Annotated in this window: 14 protein-coding genes; 3 read left to right on the forward strand and 11 right to left on the reverse strand. The window is 72.7% G+C overall.

The features are described 5' to 3' along the window. Positions 1-28: 28 nt before the first annotated feature. Both M4V62_RS16325 and M4V62_RS16330 read right to left on the reverse strand, forming a co-directional pair. Positions 29-1,297, reverse strand: a complete 1,269-nt coding sequence (locus M4V62_RS16325) for an NAD(P)-binding domain-containing protein (RefSeq protein WP_249587995.1) — start codon at positions 1,295-1,297, stop codon at positions 29-31. Then, positions 1,297-2,628 (reverse strand): carboxylate--amine ligase, encoded by a 1,332-nt coding sequence (locus tag M4V62_RS16330; RefSeq protein ID WP_249587996.1) that lies wholly within the window; start codon positions 2,626-2,628, stop codon positions 1,297-1,299. Before M4V62_RS16330 ends, M4V62_RS16325 begins: the two co-directional genes overlap by 1 nt. Before the next feature lie 130 nt (positions 2,629-2,758). On the opposite strand from M4V62_RS16330, the gene M4V62_RS16335 reads away from it, so the two are divergent. Then, positions 2,759-4,048: a glycosyl hydrolase gene (locus M4V62_RS16335; RefSeq protein WP_249587997.1), complete on the forward strand. Its 1,290-nt coding sequence runs from the start codon at positions 2,759-2,761 to the stop codon at positions 4,046-4,048. Positions 4,049-4,058: 10 nt separating this feature from the next. Here the strand turns inward: M4V62_RS16335 and M4V62_RS16340 are convergent, their stop codons facing one another. The 9 genes from M4V62_RS16340 to M4V62_RS16380 form a co-directional block, all read right to left on the reverse strand. After that, positions 4,059-5,168 carry a GNAT family N-acetyltransferase gene (locus M4V62_RS16340; protein WP_425575063.1) on the reverse strand — a complete coding sequence of 370 codons (1,110 nt, stop codon included), beginning with the start codon at positions 5,166-5,168 and terminating at the stop codon, positions 4,059-4,061. Then, positions 5,168-5,830 carry a YveK family protein gene (locus tag M4V62_RS16345; RefSeq protein ID WP_249587999.1) on the reverse strand — a complete coding sequence of 221 codons (663 nt, stop codon included), beginning with the start codon at positions 5,828-5,830 and terminating at the stop codon, positions 5,168-5,170. Before M4V62_RS16345 ends, M4V62_RS16340 begins: the two co-directional genes overlap by 1 nt. Next, positions 5,830-6,960 (reverse strand): glycosyltransferase, encoded by a 1,131-nt coding sequence (locus M4V62_RS16350; RefSeq protein WP_249588000.1) that lies wholly within the window; start codon positions 6,958-6,960, stop codon positions 5,830-5,832. The genes M4V62_RS16345 and M4V62_RS16350 overlap by 1 nt, the downstream gene beginning before the upstream one ends. Beyond that, a complete protein-coding gene (locus tag M4V62_RS16355; protein WP_425575062.1) occupies positions 6,957-7,742 on the reverse strand; it encodes a polysaccharide deacetylase family protein in 786 nt (261 codons plus the stop codon). Before M4V62_RS16355 ends, M4V62_RS16350 begins: the two co-directional genes overlap by 4 nt. Further along, on the reverse strand, positions 7,732-9,396 hold the full coding sequence (gene murJ, locus M4V62_RS16360; protein ID WP_249588001.1) for a murein biosynthesis integral membrane protein MurJ: 1,665 nt from the start codon (positions 9,394-9,396) through the stop codon (positions 7,732-7,734). The genes M4V62_RS16355 and murJ overlap by 11 nt, the downstream gene beginning before the upstream one ends. After that, a complete protein-coding gene (locus M4V62_RS16365; protein WP_249592860.1) occupies positions 9,393-10,658 on the reverse strand; it encodes an O-antigen ligase family protein in 1,266 nt (421 codons plus the stop codon). The genes murJ and M4V62_RS16365 overlap by 4 nt, the downstream gene beginning before the upstream one ends. A gap of 98 nt (positions 10,659-10,756) precedes the next feature. Further along, the gene (locus M4V62_RS16370) at positions 10,757-12,238 is read right to left on the reverse strand and encodes a sugar transferase (protein ID WP_249588002.1); all 1,482 of its coding nucleotides are present in this window, start codon (positions 12,236-12,238) and stop codon (positions 10,757-10,759) included. Continuing rightward, positions 12,235-13,389: a glycosyltransferase gene (locus M4V62_RS16375; protein ID WP_249588003.1), complete on the reverse strand. Its 1,155-nt coding sequence runs from the start codon at positions 13,387-13,389 to the stop codon at positions 12,235-12,237. Before M4V62_RS16375 ends, M4V62_RS16370 begins: the two co-directional genes overlap by 4 nt. Positions 13,390-13,422: 33 nt before the next feature. Then, positions 13,423-14,526: a DUF3344 domain-containing protein gene (locus M4V62_RS16380; RefSeq protein WP_249588004.1), complete on the reverse strand. Its 1,104-nt coding sequence runs from the start codon at positions 14,524-14,526 to the stop codon at positions 13,423-13,425. Positions 14,527-14,872: 346 nt separating this feature from the next. Between M4V62_RS16380 and M4V62_RS16385 the strand changes: the two genes are divergently transcribed. Further along, entirely contained in the window at positions 14,873-15,112 is a 240-nt protein-coding gene (locus M4V62_RS16385; protein WP_249588005.1) for a chaplin, read from the forward strand. 177 nt (positions 15,113-15,289) lie between these two features. Beyond that, entirely contained in the window at positions 15,290-15,982 is a 693-nt protein-coding gene (locus tag M4V62_RS16390) for a hypothetical protein (protein ID WP_249588006.1), read from the forward strand. The last annotated feature ends 201 nt before the right edge of the window (positions 15,983-16,183 follow it).

Below are 16,183 nucleotides of genomic sequence, written 5' to 3' on the forward strand. Positions count from 1 at the left end.
CGAGTTCCCGACGGGCGGGATTTCCTCCTCAGCGCTTGACGGCGTCCAGGGGTGTCCGGCGGCCGAACTCACCGACAGGCGCCGGGACGGCGGGCCCCACCGGCGTCCGTCGCAGGCTCCGTCGAACGCCCCGCACCAGCCTCCCCGCCGTGAACGAGGCCCCGTGCACGAAGCGCATGGCCGGGCCGAAGCTGGACGCCGTCACCAGGCCCGCGAGGAACAGACCGGGGTACGAGGACTCGAACTCGACGGAGGCGTACGGCTCCTGTGCGGCGTTCACCGCAAGGCCGCGGCGCACGTCCGGGGCGAGCAGGCCAAGGCGCGCGCTCGTGGCCCTGAAGCCGGTGGCCGCGATGACATGGTCGGTCTCGAAGTCCGGGCCGCCGCTCGCGTTGCCCACGGTCTCCAGACGCACCCGGCCTCCCGCGACCGACGCCGTGGCGACCTCGTGGCCGAGCAGCACCTCCACGCGTGACTCGACCCGCTCGCGTACCCACCAAGCCCCGGCGGGGCCGAGGGCCGACGCCGAGATGCGGGCGCGGGTGGCCTCGGGAAGCCGCCGGAAGCCGCCCGGCACCTCGGCGTAGAACCAGTTGCGCCAGCCGCAGCCGAGGCCGCTGTGCGGAGCGCGGGCGGACTCCCGCCACGGGCGCTGCCACGCCGGGGGCACGCTGTTCCAGCTCAGCCGGCGCGACCGGGCCAGCACCCGCACGCGCGTTCCTTGCTCGGCGAGGAGCGCGGCGGTCTCCAGGGCCGCCTGGCCCCCGCCGATCACAGTGACGTCCTTGCCGCGGAAGCGGTCCAGGTCGCGGTGGTGGCTGCTGTGCGAGACGTGCTCCGTGCCGAGGCCGTGCAGCGCCGAGGGGATCTCGACGAAGGGGATCACCCCGACGGCCAGGGCCACCGTGCGGCCACGGACGGTCTGGCCGTCCTCCGTGACCGCCTCGAACCCTCCGGGGCAGGCGCTGACCGACGCCACCATGCGTTCGTCGACGTCCGGCACGGCGTGCTGCGCGAACCACAGGCCGTACGAGGCGAACGTCTCCACGGAGATCGGCTCGCCGTGCCTGGCCCGCATCCCGTTGCGCGTGCAGTACTCGGCGAGGCCGTAGCGGCGCCGGGGGTCGGAGAGGTTCGACGCCCAGGGCTCCGACTTCAGGAACATGCCCCGGGGCATGTGGTCGCGCCAGGACGCCATGGGTCTGCCGAAGATGCGTACGTCGAGTCCGGCATCGGCGGCGTGTGACGCGATGGAGAGCCCGTAGGGGCCGGCTCCGACAACCAACAGGTCATACATCAGCAACTGCTCGCTCTCTCGTCGTCGATACGGGCGTCCTCGGCGCGGCCGGAGCTCTCGGGCGCTCCCGCCTGGCGCACCATCCGCACCCGCACCTCCTCCCCCGGTGGTCCGGTGGGGCGTACCGTCCGCCGCAGCCGGCCGAGGAGCCGCCGCGTCACGTGCCGGCACCACAGCACCCACATGGCGCGCGCGGGCGCCATGTCGTCCTGGGCGTGCCAGGCCAGCTCGCGGCGCTGTGAGGCGGTGGAGGCGGGCCCCGCCGTCATCAGGACGCGCAGTGCGGCCAGCGGGGAGTAGTTCTCCACGACGAACGCGCGGCCCGAGAGCACGGCCGCGGCCGGCAGCGGGCGGTGCGTCATGTCCAGGTGCTGGGCGCGCACCACGTCCAGGTCGGCCCCGTCGGCGAAGAGCCGGAACTGGGCGCCGGGCCGTGGGTTGAAGTCGAGCAGGCAGTGCTCGCCCGTCGCGGCGTCCACCCGGAAGTCGAGGTCGAAGATGCCCCGGTAGCCCAGCGTGTCGACCAGCCGCTCCACGCCGGTCCGCAGGCCCGGGTCGGGTGTCCACTCGCCCACCGCCGTCAGGCCCGCACCGCGCGGCCAGGAGCGGTGCTTGCGGCCGGAGCCGCCGCCGCGCACGGCGCCCGTCCGGTCGACGTATCCGTGGACGAACCAGTCGCAGCCGGGGCCGTCGGGCAGGAAGGCCTGCAACAGGAGGCGGCTGCCCGCCTCCTCGCTGCGCCGGTAGAGCTCCTGGGCCTGTGCCGCCGAGCGGACCAGGACCGTGCTGCGCAGATCGGTTCCGGCGGGGACCAGCCACGGGCGGCTCCACTTCGCCACCACGGGGAGCCCCAACTGGCGTACGGCGGCGGCTGCTTGGGCCGTGGACTCCGGCAGGAGCGTCACCGGGTGGGGAATGCCGGCCGAGGCGCACACCTGGGCCAGGGTCGCCTTGTCGGCCACCCGTTCCGCGAGGCCGCTCGCCTGGTCCGGCAGGAGATAGGACTCGGCCAGTTCTTTCTGCAGGCGCCCGATCGCCAGGGCTCCCGCGTCGTCCATCGGAATCAGGACGGACGGCCGGGCCACCCGGTGGGAAATGCGGCGCAGGATGGAAGAGATTTCCTGGAGGGATGACCCCGGCGGCGGCGGAGGGTGCGTCTGATGCAGATAGCGGGATCTGCGCACCGGACTCCCGGCGGAATCCGAGGCCGCTACATGTACCTCCACTCCCGCGCGGCCGAGGGACCGAACAGCTCCGAGCGTGCCGTGATGAAAGGGATTCCGGTCGATCCGCAGCAGAACCGCGGGGACCCGGGTGTCGAGAGTTAGCACGGCCAAATCCTCTCAATTCGATCCCCCATGCGGGCGATGGGCACGCCCAAAGGATTAGAGGCTCGATTGGCGCAATAGAAATACATATGACTGAGTGTCAGTAGATGGAGGAGCAGCATGAGGAGCGGCCATGGCTTTGCAGAGACGCCGGACCACCAGTAGACGGCTGGCATTCATTGCCGGCGGAATCGTCATGTCGGGGGCGCTCGCCGTCGGGCCCGGCTACGCGTGGGGAGCCGGGCAGGACCCCGACCCACCGGTCGAGCTGCCCGGCCTCGCCGGGCTGCCGACGACGGCGCCCGTCCCGTCCCCCTCCGCGGCCACCCCAGCGATCCCGGTCGGTCCGGACACCGCGGCGACACCGGACACGTCGGACACCCCGGCCGTCCCGGCCGCCCCGGACGCCAAGAAGCCCGCCTTCGGCGCCTACCTCACCTACGGGCCCCAGGGCGTGGAACGCATGGCCGAGCTCAGCAAGTGGCTGGGCGGCGCCGAGCTGCGCGTGGGGCACACCTACCTGCCGGGCGACCGGTGGAGCAACATCGAGGGGGCCCCGAACTTCCTCGAGAGCTGGGCCGAGTGGCGGCGCGCCCAGGACGACCGGCTCTTCGTGCTCAACGTCCCCATGATGGAGCGCAACGAGGACCGGGTCGGCGACTCGGAGGTCCGCTCGCTGCTGCGCCGGGGCGCGGCGGGCGATTTCGACGAGCACTACCGCGCTCTCGCGCAGCGGCTGGTGAAGCTCAAGGTTCCGGACACCGTCGTGGTGCTCGGCTGGGAAATGAACGGCATCACGTACACCCATCGATGTGGTCCCGACCCGGAGGCCTGGAAGAAGTACTGGAAGCGCATCGTCACGACGATGCGTTCGGTGCCGGGCCAGAAGTTCAAGTTCGACTTCACGCCGAACAGGGGCCGGGACGCCATTCCGTGGACGCAGTGCTATCCGGGCGACGACGTCGTGGACATCGTCGGCATGGACTCGTACGACCAGCCGACGGGCACTGATTTCGCCGAGCAGGTCAGCGAGCCGTACGGCCTGAAGAAGCACGTGGAATTCGCGAAGGAACACGGCAAGGAGATCTCCTATCCGGAGTGGGGTCTCTTCCGCAACGGTGACAACGAGGAATACATGCGGAAAATGCTCGCCTGGATGGACGAGCACAAACCGCTGTACAACACCGTCACCGACTACTGCCCGCACGGCGTATGGCAGTGCGACGATAATCCCAAGTCGTCCAAGGCCTACCGGTCCCTGCTCTTCGGCCGTAAGGACACCGAGCCGACCGTCCCGGAGCCGACGCAGCCGACCACGCCCACGACACCGCCGAACTGTTCCCCGCTGAACCTCGGCGACTGGGTCGAGCACTGGCTCGGCGGCAAGCTGTGCATGCGCCTGGACTGGTACAAGCGGCCTTAGCAGGGAGCGCTCAGGACCGCTCCTGGCGTTCCCTGCGCGCCCGCAGGTACTCCTTGCCCCGGCTGCGGGCCGCCGCGTCCCATGCGGCGGCCCGCAGCACGGGGGCGGTGCGCCTGCGGGCGAGGAGCAGCCGGTGGTTGGTGGCCTCCTCGGGGCGCCAGTGGTGCTTGTACGGTTCGTTGCCGCGCAGGAGGCTCAGGACCCGGCTCCGGTCGCCCTCGGCGTGCTCCGTGCAGGCGTTCAGGAGCATCGTCGCCACGTCCACCTTGCGCTCCCGCAGCTGTGGATGGGCTCCGTAGAGATAGCCGCCGACCAGGTGGGGCGAGAGCAGGGTCAGATCGGCGGCCACCACGGCGTCGTCGAGCCGGAACTCGGTGACCACCGCGTCGCCCGCCCTGACCATGAGCCCCACCGACCTGATCAGGTGCTCGGAGAACCGCGGCTGGAGGTGTTCGGACGTCACCTTCCGTCCCTGCCACTGGAGTTGGTGCAGGCGCAGGAGCGTGCGCACCGAGTCGTCCACCTCGTCGTGGCGTACGATCCGCCGCTCGACGCCCAGCGCGTCCATCTTCCGGATCTTGGCGCGCGCCCGCTGGGCCCGCGGCGCGGGCAGCCGCCCGAGCAGTTCCTCCATCGACGCCGCGGGCAGCTCCAGGCAGAGCGAGTCCACGAGGCGGAGCCGGGGCCCGCGCCAGCGTTCGTAGATGCGCTCCACGGCGGCTCCCGACCGGACCTCGCGGAAGTCGATCAGCGCGCTGCGGGCCAGCTCCGACAGACCGCCTGCCAGCGCGTCCGCGGCTTCGTCCGCGAACGCGTCGTCGAGGAGCACGTCGGTGAAGTCGGAGATCGCGCCGCCCAGCGGCACGAGCGCCGGGAGCGGGACGTACGCGCGCATCAGCGGCGCCGCCGCGACGAGCTCGCCGTGCCTGCGCACGAGGACGACGCGCAGCCGCCCGCGCGTGCCGTAGGAGAGCCACCACGAGTGCAGCCAGGCGTGGCTCTGGAACGGCGTCGCCGTCCCGCACCTGCGGTGCAGCCGGGCCCAGGCCGCCGCGAGGTCTCCGAACTCGCCCTCGTCCGTGCAGAGTTCGACGGTCAGGGCGCTTTCGGCCACCCCCATCACCTCTCCCGGTTGAGATCGGCGGACTGCGCCGGGCCCGGCACCGAGGCCGGGACCGCGTCATCGCCGCGCCGGGGGCGCACGAGGAGGGCGAGCCCGCCGAGCAGGCCTCCCGCGCAGCCGCCGACCAGGGCGGTCATGGGCGCCGATGCCGACGCGGGGGCCGCGGGCTTGACCGCGCGCGAGAGCTGCAGGAGGCGCACCTGCGTGCTGTCCTTCGTGTGGTTGGCGTTGTTGGTCAGGGAGCGTGACACCGCGTTGGCGATGTCACGGGCCTTGCCGGGCTTGGCCGCGGTCGCCGAGATGGAGATCATCGGGGCGTCGGGGGATGTGGCCGCCTGCACGCTGTCGCGCAGTGTCTGCGGCGAGACGCCCGACTCCACCTGGGCGTCGCCGAGCACCGCGACCTGCGTGGCGACCCGGCCGTACGCCGTGGCGAAGCCGAGGGCGGCCGTGGGGTCGGAGCCCTTCTCCGGGACGGCGATGACGTAGCTCGTCGCGGTGTACTGGGGGGTCTTCACCACGCCGTAGGCCCCGCCGGCCAGGGCGCCGAGCACGGCGCCCGCCGGCAGGAGCCACCACGCGGGAAGTCGCTTCACGCGGGCCAGCATCGGGGCCGGGTGACCGGCCGGGCGGTGCCGCCTGCTGAGGGTATCGGTCATCAGGAACTCACTCTCGGGGTCGAGCCGGAGGCAGCTGCCTCGTAGACATGCATCAGCTGTGCTGCGCTGCGGGTGATGCTGTAGTGGTGCGCGGCCTGAAGGGCCAGGCGCGGCCGCGGTCCCGCATCCCGCACCCGCAGCAGCGCCCGCGCGAAGGAATCCGGGTCGCCCGTGACGCGCTCGGCGCCGGTGGCCGCTTGTGGCGGGAGGTCCTCGACGGCGGGGCACCGGACGTAGAGCACCGGCAGCCCTGCGGCGAGCCCCTCCACGACGGCGAGGCCGAAGGCCTCCTCGGGCGAGGGCGACGCGAGGACGTCCATCGCGGCGAGGAGCGCCGGGAGGCCGGTGCTCTCCGCGGAGAGATGCGACCGCTCCCCGGCGAACACCACCCGGTCCGCGAGCCCCAGTTGAGCCGCCGTCATGCGCAGCCTGTCCTCGTCGGGGCCGCCGCCGACCAGGAGCACGCGTACGTCCTGGGGCAGCGCGGCGAGGGCGTGCAGCAGGACGTCGAAGCGCTTGCCCTCGACGATGCGGCCGACTCCGCCGACGACGAACGCCTCGTCCGGGAGCCCCAGTTGACGGCGGGCCGCGACACGGGCCCGCGGGTCGAAGCGGAACCGCTCCACTTCGATGCCGTTCGGTACGACGTGGATGCGCTGCCGGGGCACTCCCCACCGGCTGAGCCGCTCGGCGACGGACGGGGACACCGCCACCGTGGCCCGGCCAAGGCGCTCTCCGGTCAGGTACAGCGCGCGGACGCCCGGGGTCAGCGGGCGTCCCTCCATCTGCGCGTCGCCGAGGGAGTGTTCGGTGGCGACGACCGCGCGCGTCCCGGCCAGGCGGGCGGCGATGCGCCCGTAGAGGCAGGCGCGGAACAGGTGGGTGTGCACGAGGTCGTATCCGCCGCCGCGGATGACCTTCGCGAGGCGGGGGACGGCGCCCACGTCACGGTTGCCGGACATGCCCAGGTGGATGACGCGCACCCCGTCGGCCGTCAGGCCTTCGGCGACGGGACCGGGGTTGGTGAGGGTCACGACGTCGCAGGCGGCGGGCAAGTGGCGCAGGAGCAGGCGCAGTTGCTGCTCGGCGCCGCCGACCCCGAGGCCCGTGATGATGTGCAGGGCCTTCACCCGGTCACCGCCGGTTCGCGGACCGCACGGCGGCGCAGCCGGTTGAGCCGCAGCTTCAGCTGGAGCCGCAGGGCGGTGTCCTCCTGCCCGATGTGGACGCGCGGCAGGGCGTGCACCCCGGTCAGGGGGCCCGGGGAGATCGCGCACGCGTAGCGGTAGCCGGCCGCTCGTACGGTGTCGACGACCCGCTGGTCGACGGTGCCGTACGGGTAGCAGAAGCCCTCCACCTCGCGGCCGATGAGGTCGGAAAGGGCGACCCGGCTGCCGCTGGTCTCCTGCCACAGGAGCCGGTCGTCCGCCCGGGTGAGGTCGATGTGGGTCAGGCCGTGCGAGGCGACCTCCATCCCCTCGGCGGCGGCGTGGCGGATGCCGTCCGCGGTGAGCAGCGGTTTGCGCGGGCCGAGGGGGTCCCACGCGTTCTCGCCCGCGAGGCGGCCCGGGAGCACGAAGAGGGTGGCGTCGAAGTCGTAGCGGCGCAGGAGCGGCAGGGCGTGGTCGACGAAGTCGGTGTACCCGTCGTCGAAGGTGAGACCGACCAGGTCGCGCCCCTCGCCGCGGGCGCGCGCCGTGAGGAGCCGCGTCATGCTCACCCCGCGCAGCCCCTGGCGGCGGAGCCAGCGCAGCTGGGCGGCGAGGCGTTCGGGCGAGACGGTGATCTTGTAGGGGTCGTCCGCGCAGTTGTCCACGGAGTGGTACATCGCCACCCACATCGGCGCCTGGGGCAGCCAGTGCCGTGTGCGCCGCGAACGTGGGGTCTCACCGAGTGCTGTGTCAACGGACATGCGTGAGCTTTCGTGTGGCGGATGTGACGGCGGTTGTGACGGATCGGACGACGGGCTCGATGGCCTGGGCCTTCAGGGCCCAGAGCACCAGGACGAAGACGGCGGCGACGGTCGAGGACCCGACGGCGAAGGCGAGGAGCGGCGATTCGACGCGGCTCGCGAAGGCCCCGCCGAAGCCGGTGGCGCACACCATCGCGGCCACCGGCTTGACCAGTTCGCCAAGGACACGGCGGACCCGGATCGGCACGTTGCGCGGCCCCATCCCGCACAGCAGCACGAAGGCGGTGACGCTGATCCCCGCCGCGTTGGCGAGCGCGATGCCGCGTACGCCCCACAGGTCCACCGCCCAGCCGCCGATCGCGGCGGTCGCGGCGACCCCGACCGCCATCGCGCTCAGCGGGAACCACGTGGCGCGCCCGCCGGAGAAGTAGGAGCGGACGAGCGCCCCGACCAGCGTGTGGCCCAGGAGCCCCAGGGCGTACACGCGCATCACGGCCGCCGTGGCGACGGTGTCGTCCGCGGTGAACGCGCCCCGCTGGAAAAGGAGTTGGATGAGCTGCGGCGCGCAGGCGATGACCACGGCGGTGCCGAGAAGGACCACGCAGCCGGCCAGGCCCAGGTCCCGCTCGACGCGCGACCTGGCCCGCTTGACGTCCCCTTCGGCCAGGGCCCGCGCGACGACGGGGAGCGTGACCGTGCACAGCATCAGGGAGAGGATCATCGGCACCTGCGCCACTTTTTGCGCGTAGTTGAGGTGCGAGATGGCCCCCGAGGGCAGCGAGGACGCCAGGAAGCGCTCGATGAGCACCTGCGACTGACGGCACAGCGCGAAGAGCAGCACGGTGGCGATGAGGGTGGCGCCCATCAGTGCCGGGGCCGACGGTCCTGTCGCCTGCTCGTTCGGGGCGTCCGCCGTGTCGCGGGTGAGCTGCCGCCAGAGCGAGGGCGCCTGGACGAGCACCATGAGTACGCCGCCGACCGCGACGCCCAGGGCTGCCGCGCGGACGCCGTAGCGGGGGGCCAGGACGAACACCGCGGTGATGATGCCGATGTTGTAGAAGACGTAGATGCCCGCGGGGGCCACGAACCGGCGGTGGGCGCGCAGCGCGGCGCTGCAGTACCCGGCGAGGCCGAACGTGAAGACGCAGGTGGCGGTCAGGAGCGTGCAGTCCACGGCGAGGCGCGGATCGGGCAGACCCGGCGCGAGGAGCTCCACCAAGGCCGGCGCTCCGGCCATGAGGATCAGTGCGACGACCCCGGAGGCCAGCATCAGGCGGGGCAGCGTCGCGGCCACGAGCGCGCGGACCGGGTCGCGGCGTGCGCCCTGGCCGCGGCGGGCGAGCGCCATGCTGAAGGCCGGTACGAGGGCGAACGCGAGGCCGTCCTCGATGAGCAGGGTCGTGGCCACCTCGGGGACGGTCCACGCGACGAGGAAGGCGTCGGTCTCGGAGCCCGCCCCGAAGAAGTGGGCGAGCGCCTGGTCGCGCACGAGCCCGAGCACCGATCCGGCCACCGTGAGGACCGCGGTGACCAGGGCGGCCTTGGCGAGAAAGCCGTTGGAGGGGTCGGAGCCCCTGACGGGCTCGGCCTCGGTGGCCGGCGCGGGCACCTTGCCGACCGGGCCCGCTTCCACGGAGTGGGTCGTCGAGGTCATCGCGGCACCTCCCCCGGCATCGGCGGCGCGAGGGCACGGCCGGACAGCGCCCACCAGGCCACGAGCCCGAGGACCACGGCCATGAGCACCGTCGATGGCCCGCCGATGTCGGCGTACGCGAAGTCCACCAACTGCCAGACGAGGAGCCCGCACGCGACGAGCGCGCAGTCCACGCCCGCGCCCCCGCGCACCCGCGCGAGCCGCCGCAGACCGAGCAGCAGGAAGGCCGCCCAGCTGCCCACGAGGGTGCACAGACCAAGGAGCCCCTGCTCGCTGAGGACGAGCAGGTACATGTTGTGCGGGGAGAGCAGCGGCTGGCGGCTGAACTCCGCGCCCGCGCCTCCGGTGTCGCTCGCCGACGACAGGGCCAGCGAGGCGTGGCTGTCGCGGTGGTCGGGGAAGGCCTTGAGCCCCACGCCCGACACCGGCTCGTCACGCCACATGTCCACCGCCGCGGCCCACATGGTGTACCGGTCGGTGACCGACTGGTCGGGGGCGTCGGTCACCTGCGTGATGCTGGTGATCCGCTCCTGCAGCATCTGCGTGCCGATGCCGAACCCGCCCACGAGGACGACGGCCGCGGCGGCCACCACGGCCAGGGACCGCAGGGCGCGCCGCACTCCCGCGAGCCCCAGCTGCGCACCGCACGCCACGACGGTGGCGATCCAGGCGCCGCGGCTGAAGGAGAGCGCGAGCGGAACGACCAGGAGCAGCGCGCAGACCAGCGCCATCCGACGCTGCTTCGGGGATGCCGGGCCGAGCGTGAGGGCAACCGCGCACACCACTCCGTACGACACCACGGTCGCCATTCCCATGACGTCCGTCGGACCGAAGGTCCCCACGGCCCGGATGTCCGCGCCCATGTAGGTGGCGCCGGTCCCCGTGACGTACTGATAGGCGCCGAGCGCGCCCTGGAACAGGGCGAGCGCGACGAGCGACCAGGCCACCAGGCGGAAGTCGCGGCGGTCGCGTACGAGCATCAGGACCGCGGCCGGTACGAGGACGAAGATCTGGAGGTAGCGCACCAGGCCGGTCGTCCCGGCCGACGCGGTGCTCGCGCCGATCGCCGCGACCGCGATGCCGATCACCGGGAGTCCGAGCACGACGGCGGCGGTCCGGGTCAGCGGACGGCGCGCCCCGCGCACGGCGCGGGCCACGCACCAGAGCACCACGAGGGCGGAGACCGCGTCGGCGACCGTGCCGCCGCCGGAGCCGCCGTCGCTGGGCGGCACGGGCAGCGCGAGCAGGGCGACCAGGGCCATGACGGGCAGCACGGGGCCCGCGCCGCGCAGGGCCGAAGAGATCGAGGCGGCCGGTGAGCCGGGCGGGAAGAGCGTGATCGAGGCACTGTTCACCCGGGTCAGCTCCCCGTCGGACGTACGAGAGAGGCGGCGGTGCGCAGCAGGATGCAGAGGTCCTGCCAGAACGACCAGCTGTCGATGTAGGCGTTGTCGAACCGGCACCGGTCCTCGATCGAGGTGTCGCCCCGCAGCCCCTGGATCTGGGCGAGCCCGGTGATGCCGGTCGGCATGCGGTGGCGCTCGGCGTAGCCGGGGTAGGTCTGGCTGAACTTGCCGACGAAATAAGGGCGTTCGGGGCGCGGGCCGACCAGGCTCATGTCGCCCCGGCAGACGTTCCACAGCTGCGGCAGCTCGTCGAGCGACGTACGGCGCAGGAACTGGCAGAACGGGCTCATGTGCTGCTCGCCCGCGACGGTCCACCGGGTCGCGGCCTCGTGCGGGTCGGCGGGGCGGTGCGTGCGGAACTTGAGCAGGGTGAACGGCCGCCCGCCCTTGCCGATGCGCTCCTGACGGAAGATCACCCCGGGGCCGTCGCTGGCCCGCAGGACGGCGGCGCACGCGAGGAGCACCGGGCTGATGAGCAGCAGCAGGATCCCCGAGGTCCCGAGGTCGAGGGCGCGCTTGCTGATGCTGAAGTGCCTGCGCCCGGCGGGCACGAGCGAGCGGCAGGGGAACCCGGCGAGCCGCCCGGATCTGGACTGCCGCCCCGGCGCGTCGTAGCCCGGCGGCTGCGTCGCGTCGATCGCCCATACGTCGCAGCCGGATCCGCTCAGCGTGCGCAGCCAGCCGATCTGCTCCGGTCCCGGCGTCGGCCCGACGACCAGGACGGTGCGTACGGCGTTCTGGATGACCGCGCGGCGCAGCTCCTCGATCGTGGAGAGCACCGGCAGTTCGGCCCCCTCCGACTCCGTGCGCTCGGCGGGCGCCTCGTCCACGATGCCCACGGGCCGCACCCCGGCCTGCGGATGGCGCAGGACCGCCTCGGCCACGCGGCGGGCGACGGGGGCGGGGCCGACCACCAGGGCGGGGCGCGGCTGGCGCCGCGTCGCTCTGCGCGCCCACCAGTACAGGGCGCCGCGGCCCGTGCAGCACAGCACGCTCTGGAGCGCCGCCGCCGTGCACAGGGCGGTGAGGGAGAGCGGGCTCAGGGCGGAGAAGCTCGCGGCGACGAGCCCCACGGCGCCCCAGCTCAGCGCGGTCTGCCAGGCCAGCGAGGGCAGTTCGTCGAGGGCGGAGGGCACGGCGAGGCGGCGGTAGAGCGCGGCGCGCGCGTTCAGGCCGGTCACGGCGGTCAGGAGCAAGGCCACCAGCAGCGGGTGGCGCTGCGGATCGGTGAGCAGCACCGTGGCGAGCAGGGCGGCGCTGCAGTCGACGGCGACCAGGGGGAGGGCCGACGAGCGGCGTACCGAAGCCCCCCATCCGGTGCTCGTCCTGCGGCCGCTCCCGGCCCCGCGGGGAGGGATGACCGAGGCGGTGGCGATGGCGTGGTCGGCCGCCCGTGGCTGCGCGGCGGGGCTGGCGACAGTTCGTTCCGCACTCACGGGTTGATGGACTCCCTGCACTTGATGGGCCCCACGCCCGGTAGCGCGCGGTACACGGCCGCGACAGCGTCCGTGGTGTGCCGCACATCGTGGGTGTTCAGAACGTGGCGGTGCGCTGCACGGCCGAGGGCTTCGCGAAGGGGCGGATCGCCGAGCAGTCCGACGAGGGCTCGCGCCAGTGCGGCGGGGTCCTGGGCGGGAACGAGGCCGTGGGGCACGAGTGCGGGCGGCAGGCTCTCGCGCGCGCCGTCCACATCGGTGACCACCACGGGCCGGGCACAGGCCATCGCCTCAAGGGGTACGAGTGCCATGCCCTCCCACCGGGACGGCAGGACCACGAGGTCGGCCGCCTGGTACCAGGGGGTGGCGTCCTCCACGGCTCCGACGAACCGCACGGAGGCGGGCGCCTGTTCACGCAGGCCGGGCCCGTCGGGTCCGTCCCCGACGAGGACGAGCCGGGCCATCGGCATCCGCTCGGTGACCTCCGCCCAGGCCCGCAGCAGGATGTCCTGCCCCTTCTGCCGGCACAGCCGCCCCACGCACACCACCAGGGGCGCCTGTTCGCAGAGCCCCAGCCCGGCCCGCGCCGCCTGCGCGGCCCTGGGCCGGAAGCGCTCGACGTCCACCCCGTTCGGGATCACGGACCAGCGTGCGTCGATCCCCGAGCGCTGTCCGGTGAGCCGCTCCGCCTCGCTGACGCAGACGACGTGCGTGGCCCAGCGCGCCCCGAAGCGCTCCCAGTGCAGGGCGAGCCGCGCGGTCACGCCGCCGACGGCCTCGAAGGACCAGGCGTGCGGCTGGAACACCGTGGGGACCTTGCCGCGCAGGGCGAGCCTGGCGGCGAGCCCGGCCTTGGCGCTGTGCGCGTGCACGACGTCGGGCCGCAGCTCGTCGACGACGCGGGCAAGGCGCCGCACCTCGTCCGGAAGTCCTGGCCCGGGGGAACGGGTCGCCGCCCACCGGTGGACGTCGCTTCCCAGGCCGCGCACGGCGTCCGGCAGACAGCCGCTGTCCGGACACGCCACGCTGACCTGCATCCCGGCGGACAGCTGGGACTTCACCAGGTCGGTGACCACGCGGGCCACTCCGCCGTCGACGGGCTGGGCGACATGAAGGACGTGTCGCCGTTGGTCTGTTGCTGACAGTTGCATGCACGGCGCCTTGCTCAGGGGGAAGGTGGTGCGCTACCGCTTCGCGTCCACAGCGGCGAAGAGCACACCGGCCCACGCGGACTCTCGCTGCGAGGCAAGACGGATGAGCAGGCCCTTTCGGTCGGCCTTGAGGCCCCCGTCGAGGCGGAAGATGTCGGAGTCGTAGCCGAGCGTGTTGGCGTACGCGGGCGTCCTCGCGCTCTGCCTGCCCGGCTCGCTGATGGTCGAGTTCATGACGTCGCGGGCGGGGTTGGCCGCGTCGGAGAGCCGTACGGGCCTGCTCCGGCCGGTGGACACGGTGAGCGTGTCGCCCCTCGTTCCGCGGTCGCCGTTGTACGTGACCATGCCGACGCTGCCCTTGGCGCGGGCCGGGACCTGCATGCCGCCAAGCCGTACCGCCTGGCTGCGCCCGCGCGCGTCGAAGGAGTCGAAGCCGTCCCACACGGTCAGGTGCCGCAGCGGCGCGGCCTCGTTCTCGTACGCGACGACCAGCGTCCAGCCGCCCCATGCCCCGGCTTTGGAGTGGCCCATCGCCACGTTGACCTGGGCGACGGTGTACATCCCCGCGCCGCTGGCCCTGACGAGGTTCGTGACGTCGGCCGATGCCTGGAAGGCGTCCGCTCCGTTGGCGGTGCGGTGCCCGACCAGGGTGTCGGCCTTCACGTCCTGGTAGCTGCCGCCGGGTTCGGCGATCAGGGCCTTGCCGTTGTCCTTGGGCGGCTTCTGCTCACCGACGCGGAGGTTGCCGCCCCAGTACAGGCGCGCGTAGGACACCCGGGAGCCCCGCGGGATCCGGACCTCGCCGCGGCTCGAGTTGTAGGTGTTCGGGTCCTTGTCGACGTCGACGTAGAACATGTCGAAGTCGTTGTTGGCGGCCGTCTTGCCTCCGCGCGCGGAGGGACACGACACGGCGCGGACCGCCATCGGCTTGCGGCACGTGATCGCCGTGTTGGCGGCGCGGGTGATTCCGCCGTGCTGGAGGGCGTGATAGCGCTGCGCGAACTTGATGCTCGACGCCTCGGCGGCGGGGGGTGCGGGCGCGGCGGCCACGGCGGGGCCGCCCGGCGTGGCGACGACCGCGAGGGAAAAGGCACACAGCGTCACGCGACGCAGGAGGGGGCCCAGGGAATTACGCATGACCGGCGTTGCCCTTTCGGGAAAGGTTCCGAACCAGGAGGGAGAAGGTAAATGCGAAAGTCACACTCGACTCGTAACTTCCCGCACTTGTTCTTTCAAATGGCTTCAGGAGGAGAGCAACACTAGCCGCTTTCCGCATTAATCCAGGAAGGCTGACAAGTGTGTCGGAAACGTGAAGTGCGTAACGCTCGGGGCCTGCCCGGAGCACGGGCCGAGGGCCCTCCCGTTAACCGTGCGCCAGCAGATCACCCTTTTGGGCCCACAACTCCTGCGGGCGACGTCCGTTGATCCATGGGCCGGGCACCCCGCCCAGCCGATGCATCAACTGACCAAGGAGCAACTCTCCATGTCGCGTACCGCGAAGGCCCTCGCCCTCTCCACCGTTGCCGTGGCCGCCATGGCCGGCAGCGCCGGCATCGCCGCCGCCGACGCCGGTGCCCAGGGGGCCGCCACCAACTCCCCCGGCGTCGCCTCGGGCAACGCCGTCCAGGTTCCGGTCCACGTCCCGGTCAACGCCTGCGGCAACACCGTCAACGTCATCGGTCTGCTGAACCCGGCGTTCGGCAACACCTGCGTCAACGCCTGACGCCTCAGCAGCACGCAGTCAGCGACGGCCGTTCTCCCCGAGGAGGACGGCCGTCGTGCGTTCCCGTGTGTGCCCCGAACGGCCGCCATGCCCCAAATGGCAGTCGCTCGGTTGCGGACGGTGTCCACCGCTTTCACGGTGAACACAAGATCCGACGCATCACCGAAGGGAACATCCATGCGCGCTCTGCCCGTACGGCGTATCGCGACCACCGTCCTCTGCGCTTCACTTCTCATCGGGACGGCCGGTCCCGTCATCGCCGCCGAGAGCGACTCTCACAGCACCAGCGCCCAGGAAGCGGCCCGCGCGCCGGTCCCCGGGGCGGACGCGCTGCTCGCCCAGGCCAAGACCCTGGGCGACGCCGGGGGTGTACTCACCCCGGTCACCGACCTGCTCACCGCCGTGCTCAAGGCCGACAAGGGCCAACTGCCCGCCGCGGACGCGACGAAGCTCGCCGACCCGGTGAAGGAGGCCATCACCAAGGCCTCGGCCGCGGCCCCCAAGGCGCCCGAACTCCCCCAGACCCCGGCGGCCCCTGACACCCCGGCACTCCCCGACACCGCGGCGCTCCCGGAGGCCCCGGCCCTCCCCAAGGCACTGTCGGACGACTCCAAGGCCGCGGCCGCCGACCCGAAGGCCGACGCCCTGAAGGCGCTGCAGACCGCGGTCGACGCCCTGGTCAAGGCGGCCACCGGCGGCGACGTCACCAAGGTGGCGGGCGCGGTTCCGCCCGTGCTCACCGGCCTTGTCAACCTCCTCGCCGCCACGCTGCTCGGCGGCGGTCTCCCCGCACCCGACCTGGCGGGTCTGCCGGCCCTGCCCAAGCTGCCGGCCGCGCCCGGCCTGCCGCAGGCACCCGGGCTTTCCTGAGCCTCGGTCAATGCCCGTCGCGCCGGTCCTCAGGGGCCGGCGCGACGGGCATTTGCGCGTCCATCTCATACGAGAATGAGACACCGCCTTCGTTCGGGTGGGTTCCGGGATTTTCCGCCGCACAGAGTTTCCGCCGTACACAGCGCTCGTTACCCATGGCGAAGTGAAAATCCCCTCTGGCGACCGTCCGTCGCCGAAGAA

This window comes from Streptomyces durmitorensis (assembly GCF_023498005.1).
Lineage (GTDB): Bacteria > Actinomycetota > Actinomycetes > Streptomycetales > Streptomycetaceae > Streptomyces > Streptomyces durmitorensis.

Excerpts from the sequence above, each read along its gene's own strand:
- M4V62_RS16325 (WP_249587995.1), bottom strand. The coding sequence starts at position 1,297 with ATGTATGACCTGTTGGTTGTCGGAGCCGGCCCCTACGGGCTCTCCATC.
- M4V62_RS16335 (WP_249587997.1), top strand. The coding sequence starts at position 2,759 with ATGGCTTTGCAGAGACGCCGGACCACCAGTAGACGGCTGGCATTCATT.
- M4V62_RS16340 (WP_425575063.1), bottom strand. The coding sequence starts at position 5,168 with ATGGGGGTGGCCGAAAGCGCCCTGACCGTCGAACTCTGCACGGACGAG.
- M4V62_RS16345 (WP_249587999.1), bottom strand. The coding sequence starts at position 5,830 with ATGACCGATACCCTCAGCAGGCGGCACCGCCCGGCCGGTCACCCGGCC.
- M4V62_RS16355 (WP_425575062.1), bottom strand. The coding sequence starts at position 7,742 with ATGTCCGTTGACACAGCACTCGGTGAGACCCCACGTTCGCGGCGCACA.
- murJ (WP_249588001.1), bottom strand. The coding sequence starts at position 9,396 with ATGACCTCGACGACCCACTCCGTGGAAGCGGGCCCGGTCGGCAAGGTG.
- M4V62_RS16365 (WP_249592860.1), bottom strand. The coding sequence starts at position 10,658 with ATGGCCCTGGTCGCCCTGCTCGCGCTGCCCGTGCCGCCCAGCGACGGC.
- M4V62_RS16375 (WP_249588003.1), bottom strand. The coding sequence starts at position 13,389 with ATGCAACTGTCAGCAACAGACCAACGGCGACACGTCCTTCATGTCGCC.
- M4V62_RS16380 (WP_249588004.1), bottom strand. The coding sequence starts at position 14,526 with ATGCGTAATTCCCTGGGCCCCCTCCTGCGTCGCGTGACGCTGTGTGCC.
- M4V62_RS16385 (WP_249588005.1), top strand. The coding sequence starts at position 14,873 with ATGTCGCGTACCGCGAAGGCCCTCGCCCTCTCCACCGTTGCCGTGGCC.
- M4V62_RS16390 (WP_249588006.1), top strand. The coding sequence starts at position 15,290 with ATGCGCGCTCTGCCCGTACGGCGTATCGCGACCACCGTCCTCTGCGCT.